At 45.7% G+C, this 12,508-nt stretch carries 10 protein-coding genes and 1 pseudogene; 2 read left to right on the plus strand and 9 right to left on the minus strand.

Annotated elements, in window-relative coordinates:
- From A3756_RS08035 to A3756_RS08075, 9 genes are all read right to left on the minus strand, one after another.
- Positions 1-1,633 (minus strand): tetratricopeptide repeat protein (locus tag A3756_RS08035; RefSeq protein WP_156490363.1); only part of this gene is annotated, 1,633 nt, incomplete at its 3' end.
- On the minus strand, positions 1,630-3,711 hold the full coding sequence (locus tag A3756_RS08040) for a tetratricopeptide repeat protein (protein WP_156490364.1): 2,082 nt from the start codon (positions 3,709-3,711) through the stop codon (positions 1,630-1,632). The genes A3756_RS08040 and A3756_RS08035, both read right to left, overlap by 4 nt.
- A complete protein-coding gene (locus A3756_RS08045) occupies positions 3,668-4,252 on the minus strand; it encodes an AraC family transcriptional regulator (RefSeq protein WP_068553281.1) in 585 nt (194 codons plus the stop codon). The genes A3756_RS08040 and A3756_RS08045 overlap by 44 nt, the downstream gene beginning before the upstream one ends.
- A gap of 21 nt (positions 4,253-4,273) precedes the next feature.
- On the minus strand, positions 4,274-5,437 hold the full coding sequence (locus A3756_RS08050) for a DUF3570 domain-containing protein (RefSeq protein ID WP_231875510.1): 1,164 nt from the start codon (positions 5,435-5,437) through the stop codon (positions 4,274-4,276).
- On the minus strand, positions 5,424-5,663 hold the full coding sequence (locus A3756_RS08055) for a DUF4266 domain-containing protein (RefSeq protein ID WP_068553283.1): 240 nt from the start codon (positions 5,661-5,663) through the stop codon (positions 5,424-5,426). The genes A3756_RS08050 and A3756_RS08055 overlap by 14 nt, the downstream gene beginning before the upstream one ends.
- Before the next feature lie 16 nt (positions 5,664-5,679).
- Positions 5,680-6,177, minus strand: coding sequence for a TlpA disulfide reductase family protein (locus tag A3756_RS08060; RefSeq protein ID WP_068553285.1), 498 nt, complete (start codon positions 6,175-6,177; stop codon positions 5,680-5,682).
- A gap of 60 nt (positions 6,178-6,237) precedes the next feature.
- On the minus strand, positions 6,238-6,894 hold the full coding sequence (locus A3756_RS08065) for an outer membrane beta-barrel domain-containing protein (protein ID WP_068553288.1): 657 nt from the start codon (positions 6,892-6,894) through the stop codon (positions 6,238-6,240).
- Positions 6,864-7,655 (minus strand): SH3 domain-containing protein, encoded by a 792-nt coding sequence (locus A3756_RS08070; RefSeq protein ID WP_068511553.1) that lies wholly within the window; start codon positions 7,653-7,655, stop codon positions 6,864-6,866. The genes A3756_RS08065 and A3756_RS08070 overlap by 31 nt, the downstream gene beginning before the upstream one ends.
- A gap of 71 nt (positions 7,656-7,726) precedes the next feature.
- A complete protein-coding gene (locus tag A3756_RS08075; RefSeq protein WP_197481250.1) occupies positions 7,727-10,366 on the minus strand; it encodes a hypothetical protein in 2,640 nt (879 codons plus the stop codon).
- 336 nt (positions 10,367-10,702) lie between these two features.
- Here A3756_RS08075 and A3756_RS08080 point away from each other — a divergent pair, with 336 nt between their 5' ends.
- Both A3756_RS08080 and A3756_RS08085 read left to right on the plus strand, forming a co-directional pair.
- Positions 10,703-12,025 (plus strand): hypothetical protein, encoded by a 1,323-nt coding sequence (locus tag A3756_RS08080; RefSeq protein WP_231872338.1) that lies wholly within the window; start codon positions 10,703-10,705, stop codon positions 12,023-12,025.
- Between the two features lie 12 nt (positions 12,026-12,037).
- A pseudogene (locus tag A3756_RS08085) lies at positions 12,038-12,508 on the plus strand (hypothetical protein); the annotation flags it as partial.

The following is a 12,508-nucleotide window of genomic DNA, read 5'->3' on the forward strand; positions in this document are numbered from 1 at the left end:
CGAGGTACAAAACCGGAACCGCTCTATTGTCTTGCTTGTGAATATCAACAAAACGCATTTGAGCCTGCTCCCGCTTAATACTTAAGCTTTCCAGAAGAGCTTGCCTTGCCTCTTGCTCTGTTGGCAGCTTATCTTTTGGCAAGGCTTTGATGCTCTTTAAGTAATCATCATAGAGCAGCACGGAAGCGTAAGCCGCATCACTACGACCAGAAAATTCTGAGAACTCATAACCAGCTCTTTCGAAAGCCGAGATCGCTTCTGGAAAATGTGACAGTTGTGTCTCGCTCTCAGCCAATAATACTAGGCGCTCTGGCAAGTCTGAATGATTGGGAAAGGTCTCGGTAAAGGCACGGTTATATCGAGCAGAAAGCGTATATTCATCGAGCGTTTTTTGCTTGCTGGCAGAACGTTTCTTAGCAGCCTTGCGTAACTGGCCGGCTTTAACGTAATGGCGATCAGCTAACTCTTTTAACAGTGGCTCCAGCTGTTCTTTTGTATAGCCCAGCGAGTCGGTAGCACCTTCAGGCTCTGGCTTCGGAGCATGCGTTTGCCAAAATTCACTGCCTAAGCCATAAGTCTCAACAAATCGCACTTTCTCGGGGTAGATATCTTTCTTAAAGCCTGCGTGAACCAGCACAGTGATGATCTGCATTTGATATTTTGGCGACCACAAACTCAGTGGCTGCCTGGCAATATAGTTCTTATAAACTAACACCGCGTCACTAAACTGCTCTTTATTCAACAGGAAGTCTGCATAGCTGGAGTAAACAACATGCTCATAATGTCGCTGGCCCGTTTCTGCAAACAGAGCCCCCAAGCTTTCTGCCCCACCCAAATAAGAAAACGACAAACTCATAACGCGCATTAAGTCTTCGACCAGAGTTTGATGCTGATTCGCAACCAAGGCCGAGGCTTTATCTTGATCAGCCGAGTCCTGACTTAACAATAAATCTAACACGCGGCTGTAGCTTACCAGCGCTAAAGAGTATTTTGCCTGTTTGAACAAACTCCAGCCTTGCATGTAGTGGGCGTTAGCCAAAAAGGGGCTTTCCTCTTTAGGCGCTTCAGTCAGAATCACGGCAGAAAATGCCTGCTCGGCCAGCCTATACAGTTCGTCAGTGAACAGGATCTCTCCGCGTCTAAATTGTACTTCGGCATAATAGTTTGAGCCCGGGTATTGCTCGGCAATTCGTGTCAGTATCTTCAGGTGTTGATCACGCAAACCTTTCAACTCATAGGTCTTTGCCAATTGATATAAGACGTGATCGTTATCTTCTCTGTCTGGATACTTTTCAAGCAGACCTAAATAAGCAGTGATAGCGATATCCAGCTCATCAACAGCCTGCTCTGCCATTAATAATTCACCTTTCTGAAGCTTAAGATCGGCTAAGCGATGCAGAACCTTCATTTGCGTTTCAGGGTCTTTCAGCATAGGTAGCAGACGAGTGTAATTCTCGATAACTTCTGAAATTTCAAGACTTAAAGATGCCTCTCTATCAATCATCAAGACAGCAGGCTGAAGTGAAGCAATACTTTCAGGCCCATATAAGGGATAGGTTCTGGAGTCAAATAGCTGGCAGCCTGACAAAGCAAATAACAAGGTAAGCAAGCATGCTGTTCTAAGTAAACTCACAAGCTAGCCTCCTCTGTCGTCATGCTGGTTTTCTCTGCAGAATCCGAATGATAAACCTGGTCTGAAATTCGGGCTAATGACTCTCGCGAAGCCTTCAAATAAACACCCGCTTCAGCGATTTGCTTTTCGTAATCCTGTTTGGCCAAAGCAACAAGTTTATTTCTTGCTTGCGCAAGACTCTGGTCTAACTCCGTTCTAATTAGCGCTAGCTGCTCTCTTCCTTCAGAAACTCTCTTTGCTAGCGCTTCATTGCCACCATCAGACTCCAGTTTTGAACGTAACTTAGCTTGATATTCATTAAATTCTGCCATTTCACGATCGAGTGCACGAAGTTGTTTGACCGCCTGCCAACGATTGTCACTAAAGGACTCACTCAACCACCAATCGTAATAGGCTTTAACTCGATTCAAGCGCCGTTCGTAACGGCTACGCTTGCGATGATCATGTGGAATAAGTGCTAACGATGACTCGGCTTGCTCAATTTTCTTGGCATATTTAATCTGCTCCTCATTCATAAAGAATCGCAAGTCTTCAGTCTCGCTGGCATGATTAATCGCCGCAGCAAACCTGTCCTGCTCATCTTCCCAGTGTGCAGCGTCCTGGTTCTCCATCGCTTGCTTTGTTTGCTGTATTTTGTCTTCACGAAGCGCAATACGCGTTGCCATCATGGTGTCGAATGAGTCCAGCTGGCTAGCCCATTGAGATAAAGATTCTTCTAACTTATACAGCTCATGCAGCTCACTTACCTGGCGCTGAAACGCATCCGTTGCCAGAAGGTGTGCAAAGCTATAGTCATTAGGCTGAACATTTAGCATGCCATAGGCATCATTCACTAACTTCGCATCACCTAAGGGGCGTGAAAGGTTCAAGGCGGCAATCAAACGCGACTCATCGACCTCTTGTGCTTGTCTGCCAAAACGCTCTTGTAAAGATTCATAATGCTCAACAGCCACTCGGTAGCTTTGGAGTGCAAGCTTTGTTTCACCCATTTGCTCGTACAGATAGGACAAAGCATAAGGCACTTGCTGTAACCAGGGCGTAAATTGTGGGCGCTCTTTCAACAACGTTAAAGCTTCGAGCGCCAAGCCGTGCTGACCAAGGTTAGTCGCAGCAACTGAATAAGCGAAAAGTGCCTGGTCAGATAACAGACTATCTTTTCTGATTTCGCGTAAGACACCTAAAGCGGATTGATTGTCTCCCTGCTGAAGGTATAGCTGCCCAAGGCTTAGCAAACACTGTTCTCGTAAGTTAATACGCTCCCCAGCACCAACATCATTCGACTGACTATAGAGTTCATCTATTTGATTAAGCAAACCAGCTGCCAAGCGCTTCAAATCTCGCAAAGCAACACTTCGAACCACTTCATAGTTCGTATTAGACGCTGCCGCTAATCCACCAACGGCGGCATTATACTGAAGGTACTGTCGCCATAAGTTGCCAGGAGGAATCTGGCTAATCAAGCTTGCAAGCATAAGGGGTTTATTTTCTTGTTTGATACTATGATCCCGTCCGATCAATAGTCCTTTCATATAGAGCATTTCATGGAACAAATGAGGCTTTTCCTTTCGCAAAAGCTGCATCTGTACTTTGTCAAAACTTTCTGAAGAGCGCTTATCATCGGCGGTAAGGTAGAAGACCTTACCTAAGTAGTACCAAGCCTGGTTACGATCGCTCAATGAAATTTGCTTGGTTAGAAGCGTCTCAAATACTAGTTTGGCCTCTTCGACCATTCCGTAAGAGAGCATCAGCCCCCCCTCCACTAATTCCGGATGCTGGCCATGCCCCTGGATTCCGGAACGGAGCTTGGCAACATTTAGCGCGCTCAAAGCTTCAAAGAAATTTCCTTGATGGTACTGGAACAGTACCTGACCGTAATTTAAGTCTTGAGCACGTTGATATACCGGGTACTCATCAACCAGCTTTGCTTCTGAAGACTGAGCAACACCCGTCCACAGACTCACGCAGAGAATACACAAGGTAATCAGTGCTTTCACAAAGCGCTGAGTTTGCTCAGGAAGATAAGTTTTTAGCACGCTAGTTCCACTCAACGATTTCAACATGAGGTTGATAGTTTTCACTTTGGTCGCTTATCTGAATCTCTAGCGAAGCAATATCACTTGCCTTTTCAAATAGCATGGTGGCAGCTTTTTTGTACTCGCGCTTATCAGGCCCGAGCCCGCTTACAACGGCCGTTAGCTCGTGCTCGCCACTCTTCAAGTTACCCATATGCAAACGCTGCATACCGCCCTTTCGTAATGCTGTGACTTGACGCTGCGTATACAAATGGCTAGCAACAATTTCATCATTCAGCTTTAAGGTCACGCTGTCAGGCTTGAAGAATTTACCCGTATCCAGACTCAGATAAACAACAAACTGGGTATTTGCCGGAAACAGCAAATCTTCTTCCAGAATAAACAGGTCTCGATTCAGCTTGATGACCTTTTTCTTCAGCTGCGCCACACTCAAGGCAACAGGCTTGTCCGCCACAGGCGCAGACTGTTTTTCGATAACCGCACCCGGCTCGGTCGCTGACTCCTCACCAAAGCTACTCACTGAAACTAGGCATACAGCAAACAAGAGTATGCTTTTCAATGCTTTTCTGGTCGCTTTATTATTCATCTAACTCTTCCCCAATTCTCTCTAATATTCCATCGTGACCGATATACGCGTGACCCACGCATCGAAACCATACAAAGGTTCGTTTCCTGCAACAGTAGAAGGTTTGGTCACATCTCTGAAGTTGTCATAGGAAAATTCTAAGTAATCAACCAAAGCCGTTAGCTTTAGCCTATCTACATGTGGGATGGCACCTTTACCAAAAATATAACTTGCTCCTAAACCAATCGTATAATCACTAAAGGTACTCAATTCCTTATCACGCCCCATAAAGTCTTGTGAGTCCTGAAAGGGGAAAAGGTCACTATAAAAGTCTGCACTGGTTTGCTGGTAATAACGATATCGGCCCTCAAAGACCCAAGAAGGACCAACCGGGTGAATATATTGAAGTTCGAAGGTATCCGCTTCTATCCCCCAGCTGTCAGTGAAATAACGATACTCTGCTTTAATCGATGCTCGATACGGCAAGTAGTAAAGAGAACGAAGTGCAACAGCTGTACTGGTTCGTGTTTGCGGGTATTTTTCAGTAGCTGTCTCGAAAGATGAACCACTCTGATAGCGGTATACGCGATAGGGGTTATTCAAATAACCTTCGTCAGTAATAATATCGACGTCCACGCCAAAGAGCATATTTTTCGTGATGACTTGAGATAGCCCCAGTTTGTAGTTCTGCCTGTCAACATCTTCAGAAAAGTCACTCTGAATCATTCCAACTTCATCCCATCCTCTGGAATAACCCAAGCTCAAGTTAGTTAAATCACCAAAGAAATCTTGTGAAACAGAAACAAACACTGTGTCGGCTGAGAAGTCATTTTCTTCACTGTTGGTATAGCCCGCGCTCACTATCGTTTTCTCATGAAGAAAATCTACCCCGGCACTGTACTCAGTTCGCTCTTCTTCATAAGCACTAGCAGTGGCGCGCACATCAATAGACGCCGACGACACTGAATCAACATAGTAATGTCCATTCAGGGAAAAATTCGTACCGGCACTTTTTCTTACCAGAACAAAGGGGCCATTAATATCCATACCACCGCCTTCGTAACCATGATACAAGGCGTCAACCGTATCAGGAGGAAGCGTTGCAGCATTGCCTACTGCACTGATCACCAGGGAATTGACAATAATTAACAATTGAAAAAAGGCTTTAAAAAAAGGCACCTTGGCTTTCATTTTAATTACAGCCACAGCCACCTCCTGCGCCGCCCTCTGCTCCGCGAGCAGACTCCCTTGCCTGGTATACATGGTGAATGTATGCACCCGCTGCCCCATGTCGATCTAAGCTCATAATAGGGTCGGCCAAATTACTTCGCTCATAGGGTTTTACCCACGGCTTAATTTCACCGCAAGCCTGCAAGCCACCAAAAGACAGCAAACAGATAATGACGCATAGGACTGGTTTAATACTGTTCATATTAGGAACCCGTGAACTATTCTCTGATCAACTGTTTAACCTGGTTTGCGTACTCTTCTTCATAGCCGGGCTTATATCCGCGATGTAAAAAGCGCTTGTTGCCATCGCGATCAATCATCACAGTTGTCGGCATCGCATCCACCTCGTACATCTCACTTACCTTGCTTGTCGAGTCATAGACCACAGGAAAATCAACCGGCAGAGCTTTCAAAAAGCGATCTGCATCAGCTGAATCTTCATCCACATTGACCGCTAAAATGGTAAAACCCAAGTCTTCATATTTGGCAAAAATATCATTCATCAAGGGCATTTCCTGACGACATGGCCCACACCATGAAGCCCAGAAGTTCAGCATCACGACTTCTCCTTTTAACTCTTCAAGCCGGATATTGCTGCCTTGATTACTTTTGAGCGTAAAGTCGGGTGCCGCGCCACTCAGTTGCTCAGCACTCGATAGGCCAGATAAACTCAACAAAGCGGCTGTCACTAGAGACTTGGCTATGGTCATTCGCATCTTGATTCCCTCAATTCTTTTCAGTAAATACTTTCATTTTTTAAACCCTTCCAAGCATGCTTAGAAGAACAGGGACACACCCATTCCCAGCTCTGAGTTAAAACTGATTTTCTCAGGCCCTACGACATCTATTTCGTAAAAGTGCTCTTTCGCTGTAAAGTGTAAAGAGACAAAATCAGTCAGTAGTAATTGGTACCCCAATCCGACTACCCCCGTTAAACGGGTTTCTCCGGCAAAGTCTGTTGCACCAACAGCTGCAGATACGTAAACGTTATTGTTAAAGGCATAATCTCGGCCAAAATAGCTTTCGCCAGGAAGCTTAAATGCCACCCCAAAGTTATAGTAAAGGTAATCACGGTCATCACTCGATAACACCTCTACAGCACCAAGGGTCTCAAAGCTGCTTTGCCCTGCTTCACTCATCCCGATATGCGTTTCAAACATCAGGTTTCCACTTAAATGAAACGCCAGACGAGTGCCGTAAACCAATGCAGACTCGAAATCTTCAATGTTCATCACGCCGGTAAATACGCCGAGCTCAAAATTCTCTGAGTCGATCATTGCCTCATCAAGCACTACCGGCTTTACATCAGGCTCTATTAATGGGCTATGTTGCTCAGCACAAGCATTCCCCACCACCGCTGACAGGGTTAAAACCATCAACCAAATACATTGTTTGCGCTTCTTCAAAAGAACACGCTTAATCCAATTTTCCATTCTGTCGCTTCTTCGTTGCTTTCACGGTTAGTAAAAATTTTATAGTCCTTCACTTCCATACGAACAAAATAACGGTCGCTCAAGTAATATCGTGCCCCTATACCGGCATGAATAGATTCTTCGTCCCGCTTTGCTTCTTCAGATAAGGTCGCCTTGGGGCTGATAAATACCATGCCCGCCCCTAAAGTAAAAAACGGTGAGAACTTCCAGGAAGGAAATGGCTGATGAAGCAAGTTCACGCTTGCGACTTTTATCTCAGCCGAATCACCCAGCACCTGACTCCCCCATAATTCAAGAGATATGTTGTTGGTCATCCAATAGCCCAGATAAGCCGAATTAAGGGCTGCTTTGTCAAACTGACCACTCATCAAACCTGCTTCCCAGCGACGTGTATTGAAGTCATCAAAGACTGGTTCTGTGATCTTCACAGTTTCGCCATTAGCGTCTTCCATCTGCAATACATCAGCAATATTCAACCAACCTTCATTACCTTTGCGATCACGAACTTTTAACCACTCCGTCTTTCGAGTTGAAACTTCTAGCCACTCCCCTTTTTCGCTGATATGGAATACAGGGAAACCTTGCGCGGGGCCTGTGCGCCATTCCACAAAAGGAAGTACCACTTTAAGCTGAGGCGCAAATACGGTAGACCCGGCATGGTCTTCACGAGTTTCGGCCTCACTGGCTAAAACAGGCCATGAGAACAGCGACAAAATGAAGACCACCAAGCAAGAATACTGGCAGCGTGTTAAGCCTGACATAAATATCCTTTTTTAATCATGCAACGTTCAACTCTTCTCTACACACGAGGAAAATCTCTATGTAATCAATACTAGTTAATTGGTGCCGCAAAAGGGTCGTTAAAGTATTGCGCCCCAAGGTCCAACCATTCAGAAATCAACTTAAGCTCGGATAAAGTGAGATCACCTTCATGAGAACCACCTGCTTCAAACAAGTCTAAAAATTCCCCACTTCTCAAAGCACCTGCTGTATTCATAGTTGGCCCCACTGGTACAGTTTCCTGGACGTAAATAATGTTTTCGAATTCATCACGAAGCGGCTCACCTTCGTCATCCAACACTGGCTGATCGCTATCGACTAAGCGGTCAATTAAAATGCCTTCAACCAGTTCAACTTCATTATCATTAAATAATAGCTCACGATAAGACTTATAGTGATCTGGATCGTCAGTTGAAGGACCATTACTCAAATCCAACTGCTCAACCGGAACTTGAGTTTCCCCTTCACTGTCTACATTACTATGACAGGATGTACAGGTACGGTCTTCTTCAAGTTCATCGACGATACGTGATCTCGGCACCGACCATAGAGAATGAATATGTGTTTCATAGTTCACCACTATTCGACACCCTAGTCCCCAAGTCCCTTCACAAGTTTCCTTAATTGGCATTGGTGTCGTTAAATCTTCATAAGCATAGCTAATATCATTGTCTGTATCGGCAGGAACGACCCACTCATCAGTATAAGTAATATCAGGGCTTAGATTTCGAATACCATAATTTTCGGTATAGGCCTGCGCCATGGTTTCCCCCATTAGCACACCAAAGGGTGTATCTTCATCAGGCCCGGCAGGAGACGTTCCCGGAAAAGGAAGACCAACAGTCTCTGCCCCCGTATTGACCGGTTCAGGCCCAGCGCCATTACGCCCATGCGGGACTTCGCTTGCACCCGTGTGGCAACCGTTACATTCTATTAATTCCCCTGGAGCGACTTGCAGCCAGTTTTGATGACGCTCACTAGTACGCTGCCCTTTTTCATTTAATACGCTAAGTGCAAAAGCAACATTGGCTGGTACGGTCACCATTACAGATCCATCTGGTTCAATAGGAACATAACCCAGGATTTCCCGCATAGATTGCGCTCGACTTCTACCAAAAGCGGAGTTATCAAAATCACGTACGTTTTCATCAGGTATTGAAACAGCCTTCTCGATTCTTAGAAAACGTTGAGGACGCTCAGAAGGCTCTGTCACCTCAGGATTAGCAAGCGCCGCTAAACCGGCAGGAGACGTATCTTCACCATCAAAGTCATAGACACTGCGAATATGAATCGCTCCTAAACCATTACCAAAGTTTTCCAACTCTACTGGAACGTAGTCTTCCGGTTCTGGCCGACTTGTAACCAACATCACCTGATCGTAGCGATTACCTTCACTCGGTAAGGCAACCACTTTTAAGGTCTTATCGCTCGCATCATAGACATATAAACCATAGAGAGGTGTCGCGGCTTCATAGGTATCTGAAGCGAGTTTCTCTTCGGTACAATATTCTGGCTGGCCTTGTTGATCACCATCTGTTTCAGCATCGATATCGATCAGGGCAACACGACATAAGCTCCAGCTCACCAAGTAACGGTTTGAGCCATCATAAAGCGGTACAAAAGCGCCATACTGACCGTTTATCGTTTGTTCATCACTTGAGGTGACCCCGTCAATAATCGCGACTTGAGCCTGCCCTTCAATTGCGTCACTGCCATCGATGGCACGGTCTGCATCAATGAATTCATCCAAATTAATCTCGAGAGGTTGTGCGGCAAACGTAGCGCTTTCGAAGGTACGCAATGAAACCGCAATATTACCGTTTTCTAACTCTTTAGGTTTCAAGAACTGAACTTGGTCACCGTCTTCACCTGAATCATGGGAATGGCGGCCATAGAGGTAATTCAAGCCTGTACCGTCGGGGTTAATCTCGTATAAGTTAACACCATTGTTTCGTGTTTGCCCCGCGTTGTCCCAACGAGAAAACAGGACTTTGCCGTTATTCAACAGGATAGGGTCTAGATCGTGGCTTTGGTTAAAGGTAAGTTGCTGAATATTTTGTCCATCACCATCCATAATATGAAGGTTAAAGGCGTGTACATTTCGCTCTTCATCAAGTGCAGGATAACCCGTCTTACCTTCATTCAATAAAACAGCCTTGGCACGCGTCTGGCGCGTTGAAGTAAATAAGATACGATCACCTGGAAGGTAGCTGGGTGAAATATCATGCCCATCTTCAGCCCTGACATTCAGCGTACTATCAAAAATACGGCGGAGCGTGCTGCTCTCTATATTATATTCCCAGATATTCCAAGTAGGCTGATCTTCTTCATCGGCATTCTCTATCTCTGGCGCACGCATCGAGAAGAGTAGTTTCTTACCATCATAAGAAGTACTGAGGTCACGTACATCGTAGAGCAGCTCACCGTCGTCGTTTAAGAACGATTCATCAGCAAAGGCTGCCGAAGAAATATCCACCGTTTGAGCATCAAGTGATGCTTTTTGCTTTAGGTATAAAACAGCACCAGGACGAAACGATTGCGGCTCAGCAGCATTATCTGGCTCAACTTCGCCCTCATCATTTTCTAGAGGTCTTTCTATATAAGCTAAAGGTAAGTCAACTACAACAGGATCCGTGCCATCAGAGCTACAGGCAACAATAAGAGGCAGACTGATCATAGCAACAAGGCTCAACAATACCTGTCTCAAAAAGCCGGAATTTGAAGGCTTGGGTAATCTAAAATGCCTTTTGAAGGCTCGATTCAGAAAAACCGAAACGTAAAAAAATGTTAACCTGACATGCTTCACAATATTCTCCCTATTCGACATAATCGAGCCCAGTTAAGGACTTAGACAAGGATTATGTCTCTCAGTATGTCTTCTTCCTAAGTACATTCCAGCGCATTTGAGTTACGCAATGTAATGGTGAGCACTGCCACACAAAATGCGCCTATCATCTTCAATTAAACTTCAAACATAGAGCGTTTGGGTCTAATTTAAATAAGCTCCGATCCAAAGAGGGAACAAGCTATGAATGTATTTCCTGTATTACCTAAGCTACTGAAACAAATAAAGCACGACGGTTTCTGGCAAGCAGCTATGACGCCAGCATATACAAAAACATTGATCGGAAAAATTAAGCTTATGCACCAGCGCATGAAATTTCTGTCACTTATACTTCTCTCTACACTATTCGTGAGCTCGACTCTAACGGCCGGGGAACGAGAGCAAGCTAAACGTATACATGACAGAATAGCGGGTGTGCCCCCTACTGCAAGTGTACTCGACTCTATGGCGGCGGATATTTTGGCGGGCGAAGCTAGCAATGCGGCCTATACGGCAATGGAACACACTGCTTTCTATGACGTTACGCTAAAAAACCTTGCAGCCCCCTGGACAAATGAAGCCATGTCCAGCTTTGTGCCCTTCAATGACTATATGGCAACCGTAATTGGTTTAGTACGCGATGACGCAGACTTTCGGTCAGTTCTATATAGCGACGTGCTCTATGTCGGAAATTCTTCACTTGGGCTACCAAACCCGAGCATCAGTAGCAACGCGCATTATGAAGCTCTGGAAGATGGCGGACACAGCCTAAAAGAGTATCTGATTGCCAGCACTCAGTCGGAACAATACAACATCCCTAGCGCTGCCGCTGCCGGTATCATGACCACGCGCGCATCCGCTCATGCATTCATGAAAGACGGTACCAATCGTGCACTGTTCCGTTTTACCGTGTTAAACCACTTATGCAACGATATGGAGCAACTTAACGACACCTCCTTACCACCTGACCGCGTCAGGCAAGATGTTTCGCGTAGCCCTGGTGGCGACAGCAGAATCTTCTTAAACAGCTGTGTAGGTTGTCATAACGGCATGGACCCTCTTACCCAAGCGTTTGCTTACTACAACTATGATTACAATGTTGAGAATGACCCAGAGGGTTTAAACGGCCAAATGGTCTATAACCAGGAAGGCATGACCGATGCGAGCACTGGCAGCCGCGTACAAGCAAAGTATCACATCAACGCTAACAACTTTGAGTTTGGCTATATCACGCCAGATGACAGCTGGGAAAATTACTGGCGCTCAGGAAGAAACCAGTTACTGGGATGGGATTCCACCCTCCCCGGCTCTGGAAATGGCGCTGCATCCATGGCACAAGAACTTGCACATTCCGAAGCCTTTGCCGAATGCCAAGTGAAAAAAGTTTTCCAGAATGTCTGCCTAAGAGAACCATCAGACGCTGCTGACCGAGCTGAAGTTGCATCAATGGTCACATCATTCAAAAACAGTGGATATCAACTCAAAAGAGTCTTTGCAGATTCAGCCACCTACTGCATGGGCGAATAGGAGGATATGACAATGAAAGCAACTAATACCTTAAAAAGCATTTGTTTATCACTCCTTGCCCTAATTCTACTTAGCGCCTGCGGTACTGACAGCGGCCAGGAAAATACCGACAACCCTAACACTAACCAAAACACCAGTACCGATGAGTATCTAGGCCCTGCGCCAGAAACTGACGATGCGCTAAAGTTTCAGACCGAGTTTTGGGAAAATATCGTTACTGAAAACCGCTGCGGCGCTTGCCACGGTGCTGATGGTCAGTCCCCTAAATTCGCACGCTTCGACGACGTTAACCTGGCACTTGCTGATGCCAGTAGCTTGATCGATCGAGATGACCCGGCAGAATCGGCTCTTATCACAAAAGTTGCAAACGGCCATAATTGCTGGGCATCTAACGGACAAGGTGGCACCGATATCGACACCTGTGTAACGATTCTCACTGGGTGGGTCGAAAATTGGGTGGGTGACAATGCTGCCAGCACTAAT

This window comes from Oleiphilus sp. HI0086, from assembly GCF_001635225.1.